Origin of the sequence: Brevundimonas lenta, assembly GCF_014196335.1 — a bacterium.
Classification (GTDB): domain Bacteria; phylum Pseudomonadota; class Alphaproteobacteria; order Caulobacterales; family Caulobacteraceae; genus Brevundimonas; species Brevundimonas lenta.
Window position 1 is genome coordinate 36,045 of record NZ_JACIDM010000004.1, and the last position, 23,126, is coordinate 59,170.

The 23,126-nt window shown below is 68.0% G+C and carries 26 protein-coding genes; 19 read left to right on the forward strand and 7 right to left on the reverse strand.

Annotated elements, in window-relative coordinates; all coding sequences use genetic code 11:
* Window positions 1-29 precede the first annotated feature (29 nt).
* The 8 genes from GGR12_RS16310 (at window position 30) to GGR12_RS16345 (ending at window position 5,768) form a co-directional block, all read left to right on the forward strand.
* A complete protein-coding gene (locus GGR12_RS16310; protein WP_183205909.1) occupies window positions 30-956 on the forward strand; it encodes an NAD(P)H-dependent flavin oxidoreductase in 927 nt (308 codons plus the stop codon).
* 32 nt (window positions 957-988) lie between these two features.
* On the forward strand, window positions 989-1,690 hold the full coding sequence (locus GGR12_RS16315; RefSeq protein WP_183205910.1) for a TorF family putative porin: 702 nt from the start codon (window positions 989-991) through the stop codon (window positions 1,688-1,690).
* Window positions 1,691-1,738: 48 nt separating this feature from the next.
* Entirely contained in the window at window positions 1,739-1,951 is a 213-nt protein-coding gene (locus GGR12_RS16320) for a hypothetical protein (protein WP_183205912.1), read from the forward strand.
* Window positions 1,952-2,115: 164 nt separating this feature from the next.
* Complete coding sequence (locus tag GGR12_RS16325) at window positions 2,116-2,328, forward strand: cold-shock protein (RefSeq protein WP_183205915.1); 213 nt, start codon at window positions 2,116-2,118, stop codon at window positions 2,326-2,328.
* 254 nt (window positions 2,329-2,582) lie between these two features.
* The gene (locus GGR12_RS16330; protein WP_183205917.1) at window positions 2,583-2,795 is read left to right on the forward strand and encodes a cold-shock protein; all 213 of its coding nucleotides are present in this window, start codon (window positions 2,583-2,585) and stop codon (window positions 2,793-2,795) included.
* Between the two features lie 77 nt (window positions 2,796-2,872).
* Window positions 2,873-3,133, forward strand: coding sequence for a hypothetical protein (locus GGR12_RS16335; protein WP_183205919.1), 261 nt, complete (start codon window positions 2,873-2,875; stop codon window positions 3,131-3,133).
* Between the two features lie 109 nt (window positions 3,134-3,242).
* On the forward strand, window positions 3,243-5,183 hold the full coding sequence (locus tag GGR12_RS16340; protein ID WP_183205920.1) for a S9 family peptidase: 1,941 nt from the start codon (window positions 3,243-3,245) through the stop codon (window positions 5,181-5,183).
* A 69-nt stretch (window positions 5,184-5,252) separates the two neighbouring features.
* Window positions 5,253-5,768, forward strand: coding sequence for a hypothetical protein (locus tag GGR12_RS16345; protein WP_183205922.1), 516 nt, complete (start codon window positions 5,253-5,255; stop codon window positions 5,766-5,768).
* On the opposite strand, the gene GGR12_RS16350 is transcribed toward GGR12_RS16345, so the two are convergent.
* From GGR12_RS16350 to GGR12_RS16360, 3 genes are read right to left on the reverse strand one after another with little or no spacing between them, the layout of a single operon-like run.
* Window positions 5,769-6,929, reverse strand: coding sequence for a cystathionine gamma-synthase (locus GGR12_RS16350; protein ID WP_183205924.1), 1,161 nt, complete (start codon window positions 6,927-6,929; stop codon window positions 5,769-5,771).
* A 21-nt stretch (window positions 6,930-6,950) separates the two neighbouring features.
* Entirely contained in the window at window positions 6,951-7,697 is a 747-nt protein-coding gene (locus GGR12_RS16355) for an alpha/beta fold hydrolase (RefSeq protein ID WP_183205926.1), read from the reverse strand.
* 4 nt (window positions 7,698-7,701) lie between these two features.
* Window positions 7,702-9,105: a pyridoxal-phosphate dependent enzyme gene (locus GGR12_RS16360; protein WP_183205928.1), complete on the reverse strand. Its 1,404-nt coding sequence runs from the start codon at window positions 9,103-9,105 to the stop codon at window positions 7,702-7,704.
* Between the two features lie 117 nt (window positions 9,106-9,222).
* Between GGR12_RS16360 and GGR12_RS16365 the strand changes: the two genes are divergently transcribed.
* The 7 genes from GGR12_RS16365 (at window position 9,223) to GGR12_RS16395 (ending at window position 15,528) form a co-directional block, all read left to right on the forward strand.
* The gene (locus tag GGR12_RS16365) at window positions 9,223-9,486 is read left to right on the forward strand and encodes a type II toxin-antitoxin system Phd/YefM family antitoxin (RefSeq protein WP_183205930.1); all 264 of its coding nucleotides are present in this window, start codon (window positions 9,223-9,225) and stop codon (window positions 9,484-9,486) included.
* Window positions 9,483-9,932 carry a PIN domain-containing protein gene (locus GGR12_RS16370; RefSeq protein WP_183205932.1) on the forward strand — a complete coding sequence of 150 codons (450 nt, stop codon included), beginning with the start codon at window positions 9,483-9,485 and terminating at the stop codon, window positions 9,930-9,932. Before GGR12_RS16365 ends, GGR12_RS16370 begins: the two co-directional genes overlap by 4 nt.
* A complete protein-coding gene (rnr, locus tag GGR12_RS16375; protein ID WP_183205934.1) occupies window positions 9,929-12,241 on the forward strand; it encodes a ribonuclease R in 2,313 nt (770 codons plus the stop codon). Before GGR12_RS16370 ends, rnr begins: the two co-directional genes overlap by 4 nt.
* Before the next feature lie 240 nt (window positions 12,242-12,481).
* Window positions 12,482-13,495: a DUF4424 family protein gene (locus GGR12_RS16380; RefSeq protein ID WP_183205937.1), complete on the forward strand. Its 1,014-nt coding sequence runs from the start codon at window positions 12,482-12,484 to the stop codon at window positions 13,493-13,495.
* Entirely contained in the window at window positions 13,476-14,228 is a 753-nt protein-coding gene (locus tag GGR12_RS16385) for an NUDIX hydrolase (protein ID WP_183205939.1), read from the forward strand. The genes GGR12_RS16380 and GGR12_RS16385 overlap by 20 nt, the downstream gene beginning before the upstream one ends.
* 3 nt (window positions 14,229-14,231) lie before the next feature.
* On the forward strand, window positions 14,232-14,642 hold the full coding sequence (locus GGR12_RS16390) for a DUF5990 family protein (RefSeq protein WP_183205941.1): 411 nt from the start codon (window positions 14,232-14,234) through the stop codon (window positions 14,640-14,642).
* An 82-nt stretch (window positions 14,643-14,724) separates the two neighbouring features.
* Window positions 14,725-15,528, forward strand: a complete 804-nt coding sequence (locus tag GGR12_RS16395) for a hypothetical protein (RefSeq protein ID WP_183205943.1) — start codon at window positions 14,725-14,727, stop codon at window positions 15,526-15,528.
* A 4-nt stretch (window positions 15,529-15,532) separates the two neighbouring features.
* Here the strand turns inward: GGR12_RS16395 and GGR12_RS16400 are convergent, their stop codons facing one another.
* Complete coding sequence (locus GGR12_RS16400; protein ID WP_183205945.1) at window positions 15,533-16,105, reverse strand: hypothetical protein; 573 nt, start codon at window positions 16,103-16,105, stop codon at window positions 15,533-15,535.
* A 128-nt stretch (window positions 16,106-16,233) separates the two neighbouring features.
* Here GGR12_RS16400 and rpmG point away from each other — a divergent pair, with 128 nt between their 5' ends.
* The 3 genes from rpmG (at window position 16,234) to GGR12_RS16415 (ending at window position 18,358) form a co-directional block, all read left to right on the forward strand.
* On the forward strand, window positions 16,234-16,401 hold the full coding sequence (gene rpmG, locus GGR12_RS16405) for a 50S ribosomal protein L33 (RefSeq protein ID WP_029417689.1): 168 nt from the start codon (window positions 16,234-16,236) through the stop codon (window positions 16,399-16,401).
* A 137-nt stretch (window positions 16,402-16,538) separates the two neighbouring features.
* The gene (locus tag GGR12_RS16410) at window positions 16,539-16,733 is read left to right on the forward strand and encodes a hypothetical protein (protein WP_183205946.1); all 195 of its coding nucleotides are present in this window, start codon (window positions 16,539-16,541) and stop codon (window positions 16,731-16,733) included.
* Between the two features lie 125 nt (window positions 16,734-16,858).
* Window positions 16,859-18,358: an arylsulfatase gene (locus tag GGR12_RS16415; RefSeq protein WP_183205949.1), complete on the forward strand. Its 1,500-nt coding sequence runs from the start codon at window positions 16,859-16,861 to the stop codon at window positions 18,356-18,358.
* 19 nt (window positions 18,359-18,377) lie between these two features.
* On the opposite strand, the gene GGR12_RS16420 is transcribed toward GGR12_RS16415, so the two are convergent.
* Both GGR12_RS16420 and GGR12_RS16425 read right to left on the reverse strand, forming a co-directional pair.
* Window positions 18,378-19,742: a PleD family two-component system response regulator gene (locus GGR12_RS16420; RefSeq protein WP_183205951.1), complete on the reverse strand. Its 1,365-nt coding sequence runs from the start codon at window positions 19,740-19,742 to the stop codon at window positions 18,378-18,380.
* Window positions 19,743-19,748: 6 nt separating this feature from the next.
* A complete protein-coding gene (locus tag GGR12_RS16425; RefSeq protein WP_183205953.1) occupies window positions 19,749-20,114 on the reverse strand; it encodes a response regulator in 366 nt (121 codons plus the stop codon).
* A 432-nt stretch (window positions 20,115-20,546) separates the two neighbouring features.
* Between GGR12_RS16425 and GGR12_RS16430 the strand changes: the two genes are divergently transcribed.
* Window positions 20,547-21,800, forward strand: coding sequence for a DNA polymerase IV (locus tag GGR12_RS16430; RefSeq protein ID WP_183205954.1), 1,254 nt, complete (start codon window positions 20,547-20,549; stop codon window positions 21,798-21,800).
* Here GGR12_RS16430 and GGR12_RS16435 read toward each other — a convergent pair whose 3' ends face one another.
* Window positions 21,801-22,640 (reverse strand): cytochrome c4, encoded by an 840-nt coding sequence (locus tag GGR12_RS16435; RefSeq protein ID WP_183205956.1) that lies wholly within the window; start codon window positions 22,638-22,640, stop codon window positions 21,801-21,803. It lies immediately after the preceding gene.
* Window positions 22,641-23,126: the final 486 nt, after the last annotated feature.

Genomic DNA, 23,126 nt, shown 5'->3' on the forward strand with positions numbered 1-23,126 from the left:
CGTAGCGAAAGACAACTTGGGGAAACCTCATGGCCATTCCGGCTTCGCTGCAAAAGGGACTCAAGCTGCCGGTCATCGCGGCGCCCATGTTCCTCGTCTCCGGCCCGGACCTGGTGGTCGAGGCGTGCAACGCCGGCGTCATCGGCACCTTCCCGTCGCTGAACCAGCGCACCACCGAGGGCTATCGGGAGTGGCTGCATGAGATCAAAAGCCGGCTGACCCCCGACGCCGCGCCGTTCGGCGTCAATCACATCGTCCACCCGACCAACCCGCGCCTGATGGCCGACATGATGGTCTCGGTGGAGGAGAAGGTGCCGCTGATCATCACCTCGCTGGGCGCCGTCCGCGACGTGGTCGATGCGGTGCACGGCTACGGCGGCGTGGTCTTCCACGACATCGCCAACGTCCGCCACGCCCGCAAGGCGGCCGAGGCCGGCGTCGACGGCCTGATCCTCGTGGCCAACGGCGCGGGCGGTCACGCCGGGGTGGTGAATCCCTTCGCCCTCGTCGACGAGGTCCGCAGCTTCTACGAGGGCACGATCATCCTGTCCGGCTGCCTGTCGACCGGCTCCGACGTCGCCGCCGCCCTGATGATGGGCGCCGACTTCGCCTACATGGGCACCCGCTTCATCGCCACGGCCGAGAGCCAGGCCCAGATCCACTACAAGGACATGATCGTCGAATCGGGCTCGGCGGACATCACCTACACGGCCGCTGTTTCGGGGATTCCGGCCAACTTTTTGACACCTTCCCTGAAGGAAAACGGCATCGATCCGAAATCCCTGCCCGAGCACAAACTCGACATGGGCGAGGAGGCGAAGGCCTGGAAAACCGTGTGGTCCGCTGGACAGGGAGCCGCCGCGGTGAAGGACATCCCGACTACGGCAGAGCTTATATGTCGGTTGGCGGACGAATTCTCGGAAGCCTGTAACATTTTCGACAGAAAACGCCGATAGACCGCGCCTCGAATCAAACCGAGGCCCCCCAAATGATCCTCCGCACCCTGACGACCGTCGCTATCGCGGCGACCGCCCTGTTCACCTGCGCCACGGCCGCCGCCGCACAGGAAGCCGCCGACAACTGGAGCTTCGCCTTCGGGGCCTACAGCGACAACCGCTCGAAGGGCGTGTCGAAGACCAACGGCGACCCGTACGGCTATGCCGATGTCGAATGGCAGAGCGACGACGGTCTCTTCTACGTGTCGCCGCAGCTGCAATCGATCGACAGCTCGGGCGGTTCGAACCTCGAAGCGCAGTTCGCCGCCGGCGCCCGTCCGGAATGGGCCGGCTTCAAGTTCGACCTCAGCGCGACCTACAAGATCCAGGTCGACTCGGTCGAAGGTTACGACGACGACACCTGGGAGTTCGGCGTCGACGCCAAACGCGCCATCGGCCCGGCCAAGACCCGCCTGCGCTTCCAGTATTCGCCGGACAGCACCGGCACGACCGAGCAGTGGACCTGGGTCGAGGGCCAGGTGGGTTGGGAGTTCACCGACAAGCTCGAAGTCTCGGCCGCCCTCGGCTACCGCGACCAGGAAAACAGCATCGACTACACCGCCTACAACATCGGCGCGGTCTACGCCCTGACCGACCACATGGACGCCGAGGTCCGCTGGTACGGCACCGACGTCGACAACCCCAGCCCGACCTACGCCGACCAACTGGTCGCGGGCATCAGCTTCGCCTTCTGATTTCAGCGTGGAACTCGCGTTTCCGCGGCGGTGCGCCCATATAGGGCGATGAGCACACTTCGACCCACGACCCTCGAGCGCGCCTATCAACTCGCGCGCGAGGGTCGTTGCCGCACTGTCGGCGACATCAAACAGGCCCTCGCCTCCGAGGGATTCGACCGCATCCAGGACACCCTGTACGGCCCCACCCTCGGCGCGGATCTGCGTCGTTTGTGCCAGCAGCACTACGGCGGTGCGAAGTCCGATCCCGCCGACGACTGACCACGACGCCTTGCTTTGGACGCCGCAACAGTCCACAAGGCCCAACGTCGATCTCTCTGCGAAACGCCACCCTCTGCTTTCGCACTGAGGTCCAGCCGCTCCATTCAGACCCGACAGGCCGATCAGGGGCGTTCCCTGCGGCCAACGCCAACAGGAGGTCTCTAATGGCTACCGGCACCGTTAAGTGGTTCAACTCGACCAAGGGCTACGGCTTCATCCAGCCGGACGACGGCGGCAAGGACGTCTTCGTCCACATCTCGGCCGTTGAAGGCGCTGGCCTGCGCGGCCTGGACGAGAACCAGAAGGTTTCCTACGAAATCGAGCGCGACCGTCGCTCGGGCAAGGAATCGGCTGGTCAGCTGAAGGTCGAAGGCTAAAGCCTTTCGCGTCGAAGCTTTTCGACGCAACGATTTTCCGAACGGCGGCGATGGCGAAAGCCCTCGCCGCCGTTTTTATTTCCGGTTCCCCTTGCGGAACGCAATTGGCGACCCCATCTGGGTTGCGTCGATCTCTCTGCGAAACGCTGCTGCCCTTTGCATCGCGCACCGAGGTCCAAAGCCGATCCCATTCAGACCCGACAGACCGCCCCGGAAACTCTTCCGGCGGTCAACTGCTAGCGGAGGTCCTGAAAATGGCTACCGGCACTGTTAAATGGTACAACTCCACCAAGGGCTACGGCTTCATCCAACCGGATGACGGCGGCAAGGACGTCTTCGTCCACGCCTCGGCCGTTGAAACGTCCGACCTGGGCATCCTCAGCGAAAACCAGAAGATCTCGTACGAGATCGAGCGCGACGCTCGCTCGGGCAAGGAATCCGCCGGCCGCCTGAAGGCCGCCGAGTAGGTCTGAATCCTGACGGAGGGGCCGGCCGCCGATCCGGCGCCGGCCCCTTTGCTTTTCTGCAGTTCAAGGAGACGCCTATGACCCCGCTCGCCGACATGATCCCGACCATGAGCGATCCCGACCTGAAGGCCCTGCGCGCCAACGCCGAGCGTCTTTCCTCGTCCGGCTCGCCCGTCCAGGCCGCCACCGCCACCGATCTGCTGCCGCTGATCGATGCCGAGACCGCTCGTCGCGCCGCCCTTCCCGCCGCCGCGCCCAAGAAGCGCGCCCCGGCCAAGAAGAAGGTCGTGCCGGCCACCGGCCACCAGACCGCCCTGCCGACCAAGACCGCGGCCTGATACAGCCCTACGGGAGCGCCCTGCCCGGCCCTCCCGGATGGACTTCGGTCCGCATTCAATGACAACCTCCACGCGTCGGCGGACCCATTCCGCCTGAACCGGGGGTTTCATGCGCATTCATCCGCTCGCCGTCGTCGCCGTCGCCTGCGCCCTGGCGCCCACGGCTGTCCTGGCCCAGGCCCCGGACGTGGTCGAAAAGCCCGCCGCCCTGGTCGCCGACGGCGTTCCCGCCATTCCTGCGGCGCTGGCCGCCGAGACCCGACCCTATATGGAGTTCCGCACCGCGGGCTTCGCCGGCTGGAACGCCCGCGACCGGTCGATGCTGATCTCGACCCGCTTCGGCAATACCGCCCAGATCCACCGCGTCGCCATGCCCATGGGCGCCCGCGAGCAGCTCAGCTTCGAGGTCGAGCCGACCGGCGGCCGCTGGTCCCCCGACGGCGGCGTACTGGTCGTCAGCAAGGACAAGGGCGGTGACGAATTCTACCAGCTGTACACCCTGTCCGAGGGGCGCCTGACCCTGCTGACCGACGGCGGACGCAGCCGCAACAGCTTCGGGGCGTGGAGCGCCGACAGCCGCCTGATCGGCTACTCCTCGACCCGTCGCAACGGCCGGGACAGCGACCTCTACGTCATGGATCCGCGCGATCCTTCGACCGCCCGCATGGTGGCCCAGGTCGACGGCGGCGGCTGGAGCATCGCCGACTTCTCGCCTGACGGCCGCACCGCGGTCGTGGTTCAGGGGCTGCAGGTCACCAAGTCCAACCTCTTCGCCCTGGATCTCGCCAGCGGACGCCTGACCCCGATCGGCGACCACAGCCTGCCCATAGCCTATGACGGCGCCCGGTTCGCGCCGGACGGGACGCTCTGGGTCACCTCCGACCAGGACAGCGACTTCCAGCGCCTGGGCCGCATGGACATCGCGACCGGCGTCTTCACGCCCGTCTCGACCGAACCGCGCTGGGACGTCGATGACTTCGACATCGCCGGGGACGGCTCCTTCATCGCCTATACGATCAACGAGGCCGGCAGCACCCGTCTGCGCCTGATGGACGTCGCCTCAGGCCAGGTCCGCACCGTCGACAGCCTCCCGGCCGGCATCGCCGGCGGGCTCGACATCGCCCCGTGGGGCGACATCGGCCTGACCTTCTCCTCGGCCCGCAGCGCGTCCGACGCCTTCTCGGTCGATCCGCGCACCCTGGCGGTCACCCGCTGGACCCGCAGCGAGACCGGAGGCCTGGACGTCACGCGCAACGTCGAGCCTGAACTGATCGAGGTGTCCAGCTTCGACGGAGAGCGCGTCTCGGGCTTCCTCTACCGGCCCGACCCCGCCCGTTTCCCGGGACCGCGTCCGCTGATCGTCAACATCCATGGCGGGCCGGAGGGCCAGAGCCGCCCCGGCTTCATGGGCCGCAACAACTACCTGATCAACGAACTGGGCGTCGCCATCTTCTTCCCGAACGTCCGCGGCTCCACCGGCTACGGCAAACGGTTCGTCAGCCTCGATAACGGGCCGGACCTGCGCGAAAATTCGGTGCGCGACATCGGCGCCTATCTCGATCGCCTCGGAACGGACCCGGCCATCGACGCCGACCGCATCGCCGTCACCGGCGGCTCCTACGGCGGATACATGTGCTATGCGGGGGCGATCCACTATGCGGACCGCCTGCGCGGCGCCAACTGCGTGGTCGCCATCTCCAACTTCGTGACCTTCCTCGAGAACACCGAGGCCTATCGGCGCGATCTTCGCCGGGTCGAGTACGGCGACGAGCGCGACGCCGCGCAGCGGGCCCGCCTGATCGAAATTTCGCCCATGACCCGGGTGGACGAAATCACCATCCCCCTGATGGTGGTCACGGGCGGCAACGACCCCCGCGTCCCGGCCTCGGAGGCCGATCAGATGATCGCCGCCGTCCGCGCCAACGGCCGCACCGCCTGGCACCTGCTCGGTCAGGACGAGGGCCACGGCTTCGCGAAGAAGGTCAACCAGGACTACCAGTTCTGGGCCGGCCTCCTCTTCTGGCGCGAGACCCTGCTGAACGAGGACTGATCGTCCCGCCCGGGGCTGGTCCGGGCTGTCGGCGGCGTGCATCCTGCGCCATCCTGAACGGAGCACGCCATGCTGATCGCCGCCCTCGCCCTCCTGCTCGCCCAGGACGCCGGACCGCTTGAGCCTGGCCGAAGCGGCCAGGTGCAGTGCTACGGCCCGGATGTCGCGGCGCGAACATGCACCGCGATCGGCGCCTACCGCTTCGCTGAAGACGGCACGATCTGGAATGACGCGCAGAACCTGATCAACGCCGCGCCCCGCATCGTCCTGCACGCCACCGCCAAGGTCTATGTCCGCAACGACGCCGAATGCGCCCGGCAGGAAAACCGCGGCGACGACATCACCGCCATCGAGGTCGACGGCGTCCCCCTTGAGGGTCAGGCGCTCGAAACCGCGCGCAAACAGATCGCCGACAACATGCAGACCGTCCTCGGCGACGGCGAGTTCTGCACCACCTATCATCCGAACCCGGACGGCAGCCTCCGCGCCGCCGTCACCATCGACGGCGTCGACCGGCCCGAGTTCGAAAGCACCGTCCTCTGGATCGACCCCGCCCAGGGCTGGACCCTGGCGCTGCCGCAGTAATCAGGCCAGCGCGCGGTCCAGATCGGCGATCAGGTCGTCCAGGTCCTCGACCCCGACCGACAGGCGGATCAGGTTGTCGGTCACGCCGCCCGCCTCGCGCACCTCTTTCGGCACGCTGGCGTGGGTCATGATCGCGGGGTGGTTCACCAGGCTTTCGACGCCGCCCAGCGACTCCGCCAGGGTGAAGACCTGCACCCGCTCCAGCACCTGTTTCGTCCGCGACAGGTCGCCGTCGATGATCGCCGTCACCATGCCGCCGAAGCGGCCGTTCATCTGACGCGCCGCCAGCTCGTGCTGCGGGTGGCTGATCAGGCCCGGATAGACCACCTTCGCGATCCCCTTGCGGTCCTCCAGCCAGCGCGCCACGGCCATGGCGTTCTCATTGTGCGCCTTCATGCGCAGGCCCAGCGTCTTCAGCCCCCGGTTGGCCAGGAAGGCGTCGAACGGACCCATCACGCCGCCGATGGAATTCTGAAGGAACTTCAGATCCTTCGCCAGCTCAGCATCACCCGTTACGAGAGCGCCGCCGATGATGTCCGAGTGGCCGTTCAGATACTTGGTCGCCGAGTGCATGACGATGTCGGCGCCCAGCTTCAGCGGCTGCTGGCTCCACGGCGTGGCGAAGGTGTTGTCCACCACCAGCTTCAGCCCGTGCGCCTTGGCGATCCGCGACAGGCCGGCGATGTCGGCCAGCTTCATCAGCGGATTGGTCGGCGTCTCCGCCCAGATCATCTTCGTCTTCGGCGTGATCGCGGCCTCGACCGCCTTCAGGTCGCTGAAGTCGACGTACGAGAAATCCAGCCCCATCGAACGCCGACGAACGCGCTCGAACAGCCGCCACGAACCGCCGTACAGGTCGTCGCCGGTGACGATGTGCGAGCCCGCGTCCAGCAGTTCCAGCGCCGTCGAGGTCGCCGCCATGCCGCTGGCGAAGCCGAAGCCGTGCGTGCCGCCCTCCAGGTCCGCCAGACAGGCCTCGAACGCCTCGCGCGTCGGGTTCTTGCCCCGCGCATACTCATACCCCTTGTTCACGCCCGGGCTTTCCTGGGCATAGGTCGAGGTGGCGTAGATCGGCGTCATCACGGCGCCGGTGGTCGGGTCCGGTCTCTGTCCCGCATGGATGGCGCGGGTCGAGAATCCCTGGCTGTTTTTCAGGCTCATGGACGGTCCTTACCTCAGGTCTCAGGGGGCGGCGACAGAAAGGGTGCGATCCAGAAACGACCGCGTCGTCGCAAAGATGGTGCACCAGGCGTCCGGATCGAAGGTGTGGCCCTCGACGTCGAGTTCAAGCGTTTCGACCGTCGCCCCACGCTCTTCCAGGTTCATGGCCCAGCGCTTGGTCGAGCCGGCGGAAATCACCGGATCCCGCCGCGAATGCATCAGCAACAGCGGAACCGCCCGGCGCGTCCGCCCGGGCCGTCCGACATCCGTCCCGCCCGCCAGCGACACGCCCGCGGCCACGGCGTCGGACTCCATCGTCGCCTCCCCGGCCAGGAAGCCGCCCAGCGAATAGCCCCACAGCGCGATCCTCGACGGCTCCGCCCCCGGCTGCCCGCCCAGGAACCGCGCCCCGTCGGCGGCGACCAGCCGCCACGCCTGCATGTCGCGCCAGTCGCGCTGCGACCGCGCCGGGCGCATGTCGTAATAGGCCGGGGCCAGCACCTGATAGCCGCGCGAAGCCAGCTGGAACGCGTGCGGATCATAGATCGGCGCGTCGTACTGCAGCCCGCCCGCGCCGTGCAGCAGAACCACCCCCGCCCCGTTCGGCCGGGCGGGGCGATACAGATAGCCGCGCACGATCACGCCGCCGCTCTCATATTCGACGATCTCCCGCACCGCCGCGACCGCGACGTCGTCGGGACACGCCGCCCGGGTCCCGTCCGCGCACGCCAGGACGCCGGCGACCGCGATGGCGATCCCGGCGCGCACCGGCCTACCGGTTCAGGCTCAGGTGATTGATCAGGTCGGTGCGCGTGATCAGGCCGACGAATTTCTCACCGTCCAGCACGATCGCCACCCGGTCGCGGTCGAACAGCGGGATCAGCGCGTCCAGCGGCTCGGCCACCTGCACCGTGTCCAGATCGCGCGTCATCGCCGACGACACCGGCTTGGCGAAGCGCTCCTTCCGGGTGATCTCGTCGGTGTTCATGATGTGGACGATGTCGCTCTCGTCCAGAATGCCGACAAGCCGCCCGTCCTGGATCACCGGCAGCTGCGAGACGTCGGCGCTCTTCATCCGCTTGAAGGCGGTGTCCAGCGTATCGCCCGGCCCGGCCGTGACCACGTCGCCGTTCTCGTATTTGCGGGTGATCAGGTCCGACAGATCGCCGTGCAGCGGCCGGTCCGTCAGCCCCTGCTCCGCCAGCCAGGCGTCGTTGTAGACCTTGGACAGATATTTCGCCCCGGTGTCGCACACGAAGGTCACCACCCGCTTCGGCTCGGTCTGCTCGCGGCACCAGCGCAGGGCGGCGGCGATCAGCGTCCCCGACGACGACCCGGCCAGCACGCCTTCCTTCAGCAGCAGCTCACGCACCGTCCCGATCGCCTCGGCGTCGGGGATCGAATAGGCCTTGTCGATCAGGGTGATGTCGGCCGTGTCCGGCACGAAATTCTGGCCGATGCCCTCGACCGTATAGCTGCCCTCCGGCCCCGGCACGCCCTCGTTGACGATCCCCGCCAGGGTCGAGCCGACCGGATCGGCCAGGATGATCTGCGCGTCCGAGCCCACGCTCTTCAGATAGCGGGCGATGCCGGTGATCGTCCCGCCCGAGCCGATGCCGGCCACCAGGGCGTCGACCTTGTGATCCATCTGCTCCCAGATCTCTGGACCGGTGGTCCGGAAGTGGGCGGCGGAGTTGGCGTCATTGGCGAACTGGTTGACGTAGAATCCGCCCGGAATCTGCTGCGCCAGTCGCTCGGCCATGTCGGTGTAATATTCCGGATGCCCGTGCGGCACATCCGAACGCGTCAGGCGAACATCGGCGCCCATCGCCCTGAGATGCTGGATTTTTTCCTTGGACATCTTGTCCGGGATGACCAGCAACACCTTATATCCCTTGGCCTGGCCCACCAGCGTGAGCGCCAGCCCCGTATTCCCGGCCGTCGCCTCGACGATGGTGCCGCCGGGCTTCAGAAACCCCTCCTGCTCCGCCGCGTCGATCATCGACAGGGCGATGCGGTCCTTGATCGACCCGCCCGGGTTCTGCGCCTCCAGCTTCAGGAACAGCCGGCATTTCCCGGTGTCGATCTTCGTCACCTCCACCATCGGCGTCTTGCCGATCAGATCCAGCAGCGAGCCGGTGGGTCCGGACAGGACCGGGGTGGCGGACAGGGACATTCAGAAACTCCAGGGACGTTCGCGCCGGAAGCTAGGCGCGGCGACCAGCCGGAACAACCCGGACTGGCGACGCAGAGGATTTATGGCTATATTTATGGCCAGAATGGAGATCGAACCATGGCCAGCTACGGCGTCGCCGAAGCCAAGAACAACTTCACGCACCTGCTGGATCGCGTGGAGGAAGGCGAGCGCGTGGTGATCACACGTCACGGCAAGCCGGTGGCCGAACTGCGGGCCGTCGCTCCCGAGCGGCCCCTGCCGACCGAGGCGGAACGGCGCGCGGCCTTCGACCGTCTTCGCAAGGTGCGCGAATCCCTGCCCCCTGCCACCCAGACCTCGGTGGAGCTGATCCGCGACATGTACGGCGACAAGGCCTGGTGATCGTCTATCTCGACACCAGCATCCTCGTTTCGATTCTTCTGGAAGAGCCGTCGAGCGCTCCGGTCATCGAGACGCTCGCGCGCCGCTCCGACGCCGCCCTGGTCGTCAGCGACCTTGCGGCCGCCGAGGTTTCCTCCGCCGTCTCCCTCCGGGTGCGACGGGGCGAGGACACCGCGGCTGTCGCCAGCGCGCGGCTGGAGTCCTTCGACCGCTGGCGCGACGATCTCTCGCGATCCGTCGAGGTGCTGCCGGACGACATCCGGTCCGCGGACCAGATCGTTCGCATGTTCGATCTCGGCCTGAGAGCGCCTGACGCAACCCACGCCGCCGTCGCACGACGGCTCGGCGCCTCCCTTTTCACACTCGACCGGCAACTGGCGCGCGCAGCCGTCGCCCTGGACATCACACTGATGCAGCCGGTCTCCGATATTCAGGAAAACCCATGACCAAACCCCCTTCCAAAAGGCCGCCCGCCGGCCTCCCCGACCGCGAAACCCTCCTCGCCTTCCTGCGCGAGGCCGGCGCCGCCGAAAAAACCGACATCGCGCGCCACTTCGGCCTCAAGGGCGGCGACCGCCGCGCCCTGCGCGAAATGATCCGCGAGCTTGAGGCCGAAGGCGCTCTCGGCAAACGCGGCCGCAAGGGCTTCTCCGAAGCCGGCGCCCTGCCCCCCGTCGGCGTCGCCGACGTGGTCGAGCGCGACATCGACGGCGAGATGTACGTCCGCCTCGTCGAGGCCTCCGCCGACGCCCCGCGCGCCCTCCTCGTTCCCGACAACTCCGGCAAGACCGGCCCCGCCCCCGGCATGGGCGACCGCCTGCTGGTCAAATTCGTGCGCGGCGCGGACGGCTGGGAAGCCCGTCTGGTCAAGAAGCTGGACGGCGAGCGCAACCGCGTCCTCGGCGTCATCCGCAAGTCCAACCGCGAGGTCCGGGTCGAGCCCGTCGACCGCCGCTCGAAGGACGTCCTGCTGGTCCCCCACGCCCAGGCCGAGGGCCTGAAGGACGGCGACCTCGTCCTCGCCGCTATCGAAAAGGGCGACCAGCGCTATGGGCCCAAGCGCGGCAAGATCCTCGAGACTATCGGCCACGAGGGCGACGCCCGCGCCGCCTCCCTGATCGCCATCCACGCCCACGGCGTCCCGACCGGCTTCTCCGAAGCGGTCGAGCAGGAGGCCGAACACCAGGAGCTCCCGTCGCTCAAGGGCCGCGAAGACCTGCGCGACATCCCGCTGATCACCATCGACCCGCAGGACGCCCGCGACCACGACGACGCCGTCTACGCCCAGCGTGACGAGGACCCGAAGAACCCCGGCGGCTGGATCGTCTGGGTCGCCATCGCCGACGTCGCCGCCTACGTCCGCCCGGGCACGGCCCTGGACCGCGAGGCCCGCGACAAGGGCAACTCCACCTATTTCCCCGACCGCGTCGAGCCCATGCTGCCCGAGCGCCTGTCGAACGGCCTGTGCAGCCTCAAGGAAGGCGAGAACCGCGCCACGATGGCCGTGCGCATGGTCTTCGACAAGGATGGCCGGAAGACCGGGCACAAATTCGTGCGCGGCCTCATGCGCTCGCACGCCAAGCTCTCGTACGAGCAGGCCCAGGCCGCCATCGACGGCAATCCCGACGACACCACCGGCCCGATCATGGAGGCCATCCTCTATCCGCTGTGGAACGCCTACCACTGCATGCTCAAGGGCCGCCTGAAGCGCAGCCCGCTGCAGATCGAGTCCGCCGAGCGCCGCATCCGCATGACCCCGGACGGCCACATCGGCTCCATCGAGAAGCGCGTCTCCCTCGAAGCCCACCGGCTGATCGAGGAGATGATGATCCAGGCCAACGTCTGCGCCGCCGAGACGCTGGAGCAGAAGAAGACGCCCCTGCTGTACCGCGTCCACGACGCCCCCAGCCAGGAGAAGCTCTTCAACCTCGGCGACTTCCTGCAGACCATCGGCAAGCCGTGGAACAAGGGCGAACCGGCCACGACCAAACGCTTCAACAAGCTGCTGGACGAGACCCGCGAGGGCGAACACGCCGAGGTCGTCAACGAGGTCATCCTGCGCACCCAGATGCAGGCCATCTACTCGGCCGAGAACGTCGGCCACTTCGGCCTCAACCTCGACCGCTACGCCCACTTCACCTCGCCGATCCGCCGCTACTCCGACCTGATCGTCCACCGCGGCCTGATCCGCGCGCTGGGCCTGGGCAAGGACGGGCTGACGGATCGCGAGATCGCCGAACTGCCGTCCATCGCCGAACACGTCGTCCTGACCGAGCGCCGCTCCATGGCCGCCGAGCGTGACGCCATGGACCGCTACATCGCCGCCTTCCTCGAGGACCGCGTCGGCGCCACCTTCACCGGCCGCATCACCGGCGTCACCCGTTTCGGCCTGTTCGTCCGCCTCGACGAAACGGGCGCGGACGGCCTGGTGCCCGTGTCCTCGCTGGGCAACGAGTATTTCACCCATGACGACCGCTCCCACGCCCTCGTCGGGGAACGCTCCGGCCTGCGCTGGACCCTCGGCCGCACCGTCGAGGTCCGGCTGCGCGAAGCCACCCCTGTCACCGGCGGCCTGCTGTTCGAAATGCTCTCCGAGCCGGGCCCGCGCGATCCCAACGCCCCCTCCGCCCGCCTCGGCATGCGCGCCCGCGGCGACAAGGCCGGCGGCTACCCCAAACGCGGCGGCCCCCGCCCCCGCGACGGCGGCAAACCCTCCGGCGGCCTGAAGGGCGTGCGCAAGGGCAAGCGGCGCTGACTGTTCACCTCTCCATCGCCCTTCAAGGCGATGGGGAGGACAGACCGCGCAGCGGTCAGGACGGGGCGACGCCGGCGGCGACCGTCGTGCTCCGATCACCCCCGCCCGCGTCGCCTCACCTGATCGTCGCTCGCGCGCGATCTGTCCTCTCCATTCGCTCGGGGCGAATGGAGAGGTGAGCGTCACCGTATGCGCGCGACCGGTTTTCGGTTAACCTTCCTCCATCGGGAGGGCGGCCTTATGAACCGCGCGACGTTCCTGGCGGCAACGACCGCCCTGTGTCTCTTCGTCCTGGCGCCCGGGGCTCCCGCGGCGGCCAATGACAGCGTCGCCGTCATGGGCACGGGCGGCCTGATCCTGCAACGCACCGACGGCATCGTCATGCGGTCCGAAGATCTGTACGTCTCCGCCGAGGAGATCCGGGTCCGCTACCGCTTCTTCAACCGCACCGACCGCGACATCACCACCATGGTCGCCTTCCCCATGCCCGACGTCGTCGGCCGGCCCGAAGGCGACCTCGGCATCTCGCAGGCCGACCCCTTACGGCCCACGCCCTTCACCACCGCCGTCGACGGCCGCGTCATCACCACCAACGCCGAGCAGAAGGCGGTCCTGAACGGCGTCGACTACACCGAGATGCTGCGCGGCCTCGGCGTCCCCATCGCCCCCCATCTCCAGGAAGCGACCGAGGCCCTGGCCGCCCTGCCCCATCCGCAGCTGGAAATGCTGATCGAGATGGGCCTGATCGAGGACCGGTCGTTTAGCCACGACGGCGTCGTCACCGTGGACTTCGCCCCGCTCTGGACCCTCAAGACCACCCACTACTGGACCCAGGTCTTCCCGGCGGCGCGCGAGATGCGCATCGACCACCGCTACACCCCCGCCGTCGGCGGCTCGGCCGGCAGCAGCATCGCCCAGGCCGACATGCCCTACAGCGGCGTCACCTCCGACTACGCGGCCCGCTTCTGCCCCGACCAGGCCTTCGTCCGCGGCGCCACGCGTCTGCGCCGCCGGGGGCAGGTCCTGACCGAGACCTGGGTCGACTACGTCCTGACCACCGGCGCCAACTGGGCCGAGCCGATCGGCGAGTTCCGGCTGGTCATCGACAAGGGCTCGTCGCGCAATCTCCTCACCTTCTGCGGCGAGGGCGTGCGCCGCCTCGACGCCCGGCGCTTCGAAATCCGGCGGGAGAATTTCACCCCAACGGAAGACCTGTCGGTGCTAATCCTGACCGGTGTCCGCCCCTCCACCTGATCCCTTCGACGCCCGCCAGGACCTGGCCGACGCCCCGCGCGTCGGCGGCCGCCAGCGGCCGAAGGACGCCGCCACCCTGATCCTGACCCGCGCCGGCCCGTCCGGTCCGGAAGTGCTCATGGGCCGTCGCGCCCCCGGCCACGTCTTCATGGCCTCCAAATGGGTCTTCCCCGGCGGCCGCGTCGACCGGGCGGACTTCGCCGCCGCCTCGATCAACGAACTCCGCGGCCCCGAAGCCCTGCGCCTGCATCGCGAGGTTCCGGCCCGCCGCGCCCGCGCCCTGGCCCTGGCCGCCGTGCGCGAGACCTTCGAGGAGACAGGCCTGCTGCTCGCCGAGCCGGCTCCCACCGCCTCCGTCGCCGGCCCGTGGCGAGAGTTCCGGGCCGAGGGCGCCCTGCCCGACCTCGCCGCCCTGTCCTACGTCGCCCGCGCCATCACCCCGCCCGGCCGCACCCGCCGCTTCGACGCCCGCTTCTTCATGGCCGACGCCTCCGCCCTGCTGCACCCGGAGCCCACCGCCGGCTCCGGCGAACTGGACGAGATCGCCTGGCTGCCGCTCGCCGACGCCCGCAACCTCGACCTCCCCGCCATCACCCGTTTCGTGCTGGGCGAGATCAACGAGCGCCTGAGCCTTGTCATCCCGGAAGGCGCGGAGCGGCTATCCGGGACGAACCGCCCCCTGCCCTTCGTCCGCATGGTCCGCGGCAAGCATGTGGTCGAGCATCAGGACTGAGCCATGGCCGACACGCCCATCACCCTGCGCCTGACCATCGCCGACCCCGTCCCGGGCGTCCGCTACAGCCTGCAGCAGGACGACATGCCGTTCGAACCGGTCACCGCCTCTGACGCGCCCCTGTCCTTCGACGTTCCGGTCCGCCTGTCCGACGACAACCGCTTCCTCGGCCCCTTCGTCCGTCGCGAGGGCCCGGCGCGCCGCTTCGTCTACATCCGCATCGGCCAGTCGGCGGGCCAGCACGACAGCCTGTGGACCCGCCGCGCCAAGATCGACATCCACGACATCCCGCCCGCCCTGCTGGACCAGGCCCGCGCCGGGCGCATCCTCGAGATCATCCTCCCCGGCAAGGGCAAGGACGGCTCCCCCGCCTGCGCCACGGTGCGCTCCGCCACCGGCTGGAAGGCGCTCTGACCGTCCCTGATCCCTTGGGCGAACACGGTTGAGTTTCCCGCCGCGACGGGCTGAACTGCGTTCTTCGGATGGGGGAACTGCAATGCGCACGCTCGGGCCCGGACTCACGGCGTTGATCGCCGCCTGCCTCATCGCTTCGGCGTCCCGCGCCCAGGCGACGCCGGACGCCATCGAGGCCGTCTACCACCCCGACGTCATGTTCTGGTCGATCGAGGACGGCGGCGTCGGCCGCTTCAGGCTCAGCGCGCGCGAAGACTACACCTTCCCCGTCAGCCACGATGACTACGTCGCCATCCGCGACCTGATGGAGCCCCTGCGTGACACCGGCGTTCCCTGCGCGACGTCGAAGGCGCCGCCGACGGGCTACATCGTCTGGCGCGCCGAGGGCGCCGAACGGCGGCAGGGCATGCAGACCGCCTGCTATTCCGACCCGGCGCACCAGAACTACATTCGCCACACGAACGCGGCCTACTACGCCATGCGCGACATGGCCGAGGCCCGCCAGGTGGCCCCGCCGGGCCTGCCCGAGCCGACGCAGATGACGCTGGTCTGGCGCTCATGGGGGAACCGGCTGGTGGAGTGGACGATCCCCCGGGGCGGAGAGGCCGCCTACGTCAATCGCGACGCGCCGCCTGTGACCTTCAGCGTTTCGGCGGCCGAGTTCGATCGTTTTCGCGACCTCTTCCGTCCCTGGGAAGGCGTCCGCTTCGAATGCGAGCGCGTCATCACCGACGGCGCCTACGGCAGCGTCGTCTGGTCCCAGCCCGGGCATGAGGATCAGTCGCTGAATTTCGACGCCGGATGCGTCACCGGTGATGCGGCCGACGTCTTCGAACGGCTCGAACGGGCCGAAAAGATGCTGGAAGCCCTGCGCGACGGGTCCTGACCGCTTACGGCGTCACCGGCCGTGTCAGGTCGAACTCCACCCGGAAATGCCGTCCGGGACGGCGCAGTTCGTAGGCGAACATCTCACCGGGCCGAATCTCCATCGCCCAGACGTTGGTGTTGGACACCGTCCGCCCCTCGCGGGTGAACAGGTCCTTCGAGAACTGATCCACCGGAAACTCCTGCCGCTCGGGCGTGCCCGGGCTGACCGTTTCGCCGCCGTACTGGCTCAGCACGTCCTCGGTGCCGTCCTCATGGCGATGGTCGTGCTTCAGCTGCAGGCTGCGGGGCCCATGGGTCACCACCCAGGTCCGCGACCGGTCCTCGCCGACGGAGAAGGGGATTCGCACCTCGTCGGCCGTGCAGTGGCTGACGGTCATGAGCAAGCGTTTGCCGCGGAAGTCGGCGTCGGCGGCGTCATTGGTGACCACCCGCCCCTCGTAGGTCTTGCGGCACATGGAGTTCAGGCCGCCCATGAACAGCTCCTGCGGGTCCGTCGGCTCGTGCGGCTCCTCGAAGGTCGCGGCGCAACCGGCCAGAAACAGGGCCGCTGCGGCGGCGAACAGGGACGTTTTCATAGCTTCACCCTGCCTTTCGCAACGGACCTGCTCAATGCGTCGTCACGCCCGTTGACTTCCCGACGCGCCTGAGTATGTTCCGCGCCTCTCATTTAGCGGCTTTCGCCGTCCGCATAGGTAATTGTCCGATGGCCAAGCCGGCTTCAATCAAGATCCGCCTGAACTCGACCGCCGACACCGGCTTCTTCTACGTCACCAAGAAGAACGCCCGTACGATGACCGAAAAGATGGTCGTCAAGAAGTACGACCCGGTCGTGAAGAAGCACGTCGAATTCAAGGAAGGCAAGATCAAGTAAGATCGCCTTTCAACCTCGTCTTCCTCGGACAACGAGAGAAGCGAGGCCGATCCGAGGATCCAGAACGCCCGGTCGCAAGATCGGGCGTTTTTCGTTGTCCGGCGTCCATGGCGTCACCGGCGTGCTAGGGTGCCCGAATGACCGACCGCAACGACGACCAGCCTGATCCCGCCGCCGCCGAGGTCCCGGGCGAAACCTCCGTCCAGCGGGCCCTCCGCCTGAAGAACGCGAAGATCGACGCCCGCCCCAAACCGCCCCGCGGCGGCAAATTCCAGCGCGAACAGGCCGCCCGCATCGCGACCGGCAAGTCCAAGCCCTGGATGTCTCGCTGACAACTGCGTCTCACTTCCGCGACGGTCGTCGGGACTCCCCTCTCCCCGTCTCGGGTGAAACCCGGATATCGGGACAGTCGCCGCCCGCCTAGCGTCCGCGCCTCATCCAGGTAGCGGAGGCGATCATGCCCGACAGCAAGCCGAACATCCTGTTCATCATGGGCGACGACATCGGCTGGTTTAATCCCAGCTGCTACAACAGCGGGATCATGGGCTACAAAACGCCCAACATCGATCGCATCGCCGAGGAGGGCGCGCGCTTCACGGACTGGTATGCGCAGCAAAGCTGCACCGCCGGCCGCGCCGCCTTCCTGACCGGCCAGTCGCCGATCCGCACCGGCCTGACCAAGGTCGGTCTGCCGGGCGCCGACCTGGGCCTTGGCCCGGATGACCCCTGCATCGCCCAGGTGCTGAAAGCCCAGGGCTACGCCACCGGCCAGTTCGGCAAGAACCACCTCGGCGACCGCGACGAACACCTGCCGACCATGCACGGCTTCGACGAGTTCTTCGGCAACCTCTATCACCTCAACGCCGAGGAAGAGCCCGAGAACGAGGACTATCCGAAGGATCCCAAGTTCAAGGAGAAGTTCGGCCCGCGCGGCGTCCTCAAGTGCAAGTCGGACGGCAAGGGCGGGCAAACCATCGAGAACACCGGCCCAATGGGCAGCAAACGGATGGAGACCGTCGACGAGGAATTCCTCGGCGCCGCCAAGGACTTCATCAAGCGCAATCACGAGGCGGGCGGTCCGTGGTTCTGCTATTTCAACTCAACCCGGATGCACGTCTTCACCCACCTGAAGGCGGCCTCCAAGGGCAAGACCGGGCTCGGCCTCTATCCGGACGGCATGGTCGAGCATGACGGTCATGTCGGCGAACTGCTTGACCTCGTCGACAAGCTCGGCGTCGCCGAAAACACCATCGTCGTCTACACCACCGACAACGGCGCCGAGACCTTCACCTGGCCCGATGGCGGCACGACCCCGTTCAAGGGCGAGAAGGCGACCAATTGGGAAGGCGGCTTCCGCGTCCCCTGCGTCATCCGCTGGCCGGGCGTGATCGAACCCCGAACCATCATCAATGAAATCTGCGCGCACGAGGACTTCCTGCCGACCTTCGCCGCCGCGGCGGGCGACAGCGACGTGGTCGACCGCGTCAGGAAGGGCGGAAAGATCGGCGACAAGAGCTTCAAGGTGCATCTGGACGGCAACAACCTCATCCCCGCCTTCAAGGGCGAGGCGAAGGAATGGCCACGACAGGGCTTCGCCTACTGGAGCGACGACGGCGAGCTGATGGCCGTGCGGGTCACCCACTGGAAGGTCGCCTTCATGGAGCAGAACGCCGAGGTCTCGCACAAGACGCCCCTCGGCGTCTGGCAGGGCGCCTTCACCGGACTACGCGCGCCGATGCTGTACAATTTGCGATCAGACCCGTTCGAACGCGGGCCGGAGAGCATCTACTACGGCGACTACTCCGCGCACCGGATGTTCCTGTTCGTCCCCGCCCAGGCCATCGTCGCCAAGCTGCTTGAGACCTTCAAGGAGTTCCCGCCCCGCGCCAAGGCGGCGAGCTTCACGGTCGGCGACGCGATGGAGAAGATCGCCACCGCCAGCCCGAACCAGAACTGAGCGCGCAGCCGGCCGGAGCCTAGGCCGCCCTTGCGATCACCTGGTTCCGGCCACGCGCCTTGGCCTCATAGACGCCCTCGTCGGCCCGCTTCAGCAGGGCGTCGGGGGTGTCGCCGGTGCCCAGGCTGGCGGCCACGCCCACCGAGACGGTGATCGTCAGGCTCTCGGCCCCGCCCATGATCGGGAAGGGCTGCTGCGCCACGTCACGACGGATGCGGTCGGCCACGCGCGTGGCGGCCTCCAGGGTCGCGCCCGGCATCACCACCACGAACTCCTCGCCGCCCAGCCGGCACGGCAGGTCGATGGCCCGCACGTTCGTCGCCAGCCGCACCGCGAACTCGCGCAGCACCTCGTCGCCGGCGTCGTGGCCGAAGCCGTCGTTGACCGCCTTGAAGTGGTCGATGTCCATGACCAGCACCGCGACCTCGTCGCCGCCCTGCCCCGCCCGTCCCACCAGCGCCTGCAGCTGCCCGGCCATGTAGCGGCGGTTATGCAGCCCGGTCAGCGCGTCGGTGACCGCCATCTCCAGGCTGTAGTCCAGCTTCTGCTTCAGGAAGTCGGCATAGCGTTTGCGCTTGATCTGGCTGCGCGCCCGCGCGTCCAGCTCGTCCGGATCCACCGGCTTGGGCAGGATGTCGTTGACGCCCAGCTCCAGCGCCTTGACCAGCCGCGGCCGGTCGTGCGGATCGACCACCGCCAGGATCGGCGTGCGCCGCGACGCCTCGGTCGAGCGCGCCTGCGCCACGAACCGCAGCCCGTCGAAGCTTTCGCTGGTGATGTTGACGATCATCAGATCGACCGGCCCGCGCGCCGCGATCAGCGCCGCCGCCGGATCGGCCTCGTGCACCGGCCGGTGCTCGCCAGACAGCTGCTCGACCATCTTGCCGGCCTGCAGCGCATTGTCGTCGACGACCAGCACGCGGCCGCCCGAGCCGCGCAGCCGCCCGGCCCCGTCGGTGTCCACGCCGAACCGCCGCCCGCTCTCCTCGCGCTCGCGTAGTTCGTCCATCACCGACTTCAGCCGCACCAGCGACTTCACGCGGGCGAACAGGATCACGTCGTCGATCGGCTTGGTGACGAAGTCGTCGGCCCCGGATTCCAGGCCGCGCATCTTGTCCTCGCGCCCGTCCAGGGCGGTGACCAGAATGACCGGAATGTGCCGCGTCACCGGGTCGGACTTCAGCCGCCGGCAGGTCTCGAACCCGTCCATGCCGGGCATCATCACGTCCAGCAGGATGATGTCGGGGCGTTCCTCGCCCGCGATATCCAGCGCCGACTGCCCGTCGTAGGCGGTCAGCACGTCGTAATACTCAAGCGTCAGCTTCGCCTCGAGCAGGCGGACGTTCGCTTCAACGTCATCGACGACAAGGACGCGCGCCGTCATCCCGGCCTACCCCAGGTGTTTCCGGACGACTTCGAGGAAATGCATCACCGAGATCGGCTTGGAGATATAGGCCTCGCAGCCCCCCTGCCGGATCCGTTCCTCGTCGCCCTTCATGGCGAAGGCGGTCACCGCCACCACCGGAATATGGTTCAGCTCCTCGTCGTCCTTCAGCCACTTGGTGACCTCAAGGCCGCTGATCTCGGGCAGCTGGATATCCATCAGGATCAGGTCGGGGCGATACTGGCGCGCCAGGGCCAGCGCCTGCAGCCCCTCGCGGGTCTGCAGCGTCTCGTAGCCCTGCGAGTCGAGCAGATCATGAAATAGCTTCATGTTCAGCTCGTTATCCTCGACGATGAGGACTTTCTTCTGCATCACCACCCGGCCTGTCTCGACTCTCGATTTGCGCCGTTGCGCGGAGGCTTGTCGCCTTCTTCGGATGCAGTCTTGCCAGCCTTCTCTTAAGTTGACGTGAAGCTGCATTTTCACCCGCTTTCGTCATCCCGGCGAAGGCCGGGACCCAGCGGCGCGCGAGAGCGCGAACCTGTCACGGACGCGGCTCGCTGAACCATCGCCTTCGCTGCGCTCCGGCGCCGCTGGGTCCTCCGGTTCCGCGCTCCGCGCGGCCCGCAGGATGACGAAAGAGAGAAAATCAGTTCCTCCCACCGTCATCCTCGGGCTTGTCCCGAGGACCCATTCGTCCGTCGCACCGCAGGCCGAATTCGGCGATGATCCGGACCGCATGCTCCACCGTCCACGCCACCGTCAGCCATGGGTCCCCGGGACAAGCCCGGGGATGACGGCCGGATGAGCATCAAATCCATCTGCCGCGATTGCCTCTGGACCAGCGACCGCCTCGTCGCCCGCTGCCCCGCGTGCGACTCCCGCCGCGTCATCGCCCATGACGAGCTCGACAGCCTGACCATCGCCCACCTCGACTGCGACGCCTTCTACGCCTCGGTGGAGAAGCGCGACCGGCCCGAGCTGCGCGACCTCCCGGTCATCGTCGGCGGCGGCACGCGCGGCGTGGTCTCGACCTGCTGCTACGTCGCCCGCATGTATGGCGTCCACTCGGCCATGCCGATGTTCAAGGCCCTCAAGGCCTGCCCCGAGGCGGTCGTCATCAAGCCCGACTTCCGCAAATACGTCGCCGCCAACGAGCACATCTTCGGCGCCGTCCGGGCGCTCACCCCGCTGGTCCAGACCCTGTCGCTGGACGAGGCCTGGATCGACCTCGCCGGCACCGAACGCCTCAACGGCGGCCCGCCGGCCTTCCAGCTGGTCCGACTGCAGAAACAGATCGAGGAGGAGACCGGCCTCACCGTCTCCATCGGCCTGGCGACCAACCGCTTCCTCGCCAAGATCGCGTCGGAACTCGACAAGCCGCGCGGCTTCTCCGTCATCGGCTCCGAAGCCCAGGCCCTGCTGGCCCCCAAATCCGTCCGCGTCCTGCCCGGCGTCGGCCCGGTCTTCGGCAAGACCCTGCAAAGCGACGGCTACGCCACCATCGGCGCCCTCGCCGCCGCCGACGTCCGCGACCTCGTCAAACGCTACGGCGAAACCGGTCTGCGCCTGCACGACCTCGCCCACGGCCGCGACGCCCGCGCCGTCCGGCCCGAGCACGACCGCAAGGGCATGAGCGCCGAGACCACCTTCAATGAGGACCTGACCGCCGCCGAGGACCTCGAGAACGAACTCTGGCCCCTGTGCGAGAAGCTGGCCTCCAAGGCCCGCGCCGACGGCGTCGCCAGCCGCGTCATCGTCCTCAAGCTGCGCCGCACCGACTTCAAGATCGTCACCCGGCGCATCACCGTCCCCGAGCCCGTCCAGACCGCCCGCGCCCTCTTCGCCGCCGGCCGCGAGCTCATGGCCCCCGAACTGGGCCGCCCCTACCGCCTCATCGGCATCGGCATGGGCGACGTCGTCGACGCCGTCGACGCCCCCTCCGCCCTGTTCGAATCCACCGAAACCCGCACCCTCAAAACCGAAACCGCCATCGACAAACTGCGCGCGAAATTCGGCAAGACCGCCGTCGTCGCGGGACGGGCGCTCAAGAGCTGACTACGGAGCCTGCTCGGCCCGCGCCGTCAGATAGGCGTGCAGGTCTTTCACGTCCTGTTCGGTGAAGTGCGAGAAACGGCTCCGCGAGACTTCGGACATCAATCTCCGCTCCTTGCCGTCGGCGGCCACGCCGGTCCGCATCAGCCGCGTGAAGCCGGGCAGATCATACGAAGCCGCGATCATCAGGTCCGGCGTGTCCCCTTCGTACCCCTTCAGATTCGACCCGTGACACTCCGAACAGACCGTCGTCGCCAGATGGCGTCCGCGCTCGAACGGACCGCCGGCGTCGAACGCCGGGTTCGCCCGCGCCCGGGTCACCCACGCCGTCGTCGGCTCGATCTCGCCCGTCAGTATCCGCCAGCGGGTCAACGGGCCGAAGGTCGCCTTCGGCGTCGCCTTGCCCGCTCGCGCATGACTGCGCAGATAGGCCAGCAGGTCCGCCATCTCGGCGTCCGTCGTCGTCACCCAGCTTTCCGACGGCATCGCCCACAGCCGGGAGCCGTCCGGCCGCACCCCGGCCCGGATCGCCCGCGCCAGCTGCGCATCCGAATAGTGCGGCATGACCTGCGTCAGGTTCGACGCATACACCCGGCCGTCCCAGAAGGTGTTGCTCCATTCGTTGCCCTGCAGATTGGCCTGGTGGCAGCCGTTGCAGCCGTACAGCGTGGCCAGTTGCCGCCCGCGCGCGATCGCGCCCGGATCGGTCGCGGCGGCGACCTCCACCAGCGGCGCTTCAGCCTTCCCCCGGATCATCGCCTCGCTGGCGGCGAACAGTCCGAGCACCGCCACGACGACGATCCCCGGCGCCGCCGCCAGCCCCCGCCAAACCCACCGCCCCATCGCCGCCTCCTCATCCCCGCCTCGACGATCACCGGTTTCCGGAGAGGTGTCCAGGTTTACGTCTTGCGCGTTCATCATCCCGGGGCCCGCAGCGACCCCGGGACACAGCGGCGCCCACTCCCTCCTGCTATCGTCATCCTCCGGCGAGCCTCGCGCATGCGAGGGGAGACCGGGGGACCCAGCGGCGCGCGTGAGCGCGAACTGTCACGAGCACCGGCGGCTGACGTTTCGCCTTCGCTGACGCTCCGGCGCCGCTGGGTCCCCCGGTCGCCCTGCGGGCGCCGGAGGATGACGATAGCGGGAAAAGGTGTCAGCTATTTTCCTATTCTTTTCGCCAACCCACTGACTTCCCCCACCAAAGTTCCCTCTACGCAGCGAGGTATCCGCCTCCGCCATAATCCTCCCATCCCGTCGATGGGGAAGGCGTCGGATCCAGCGCCTCGACGACGACGGGCTGTGGTCGAGCGATGAAGCCCGGGCGAAGGG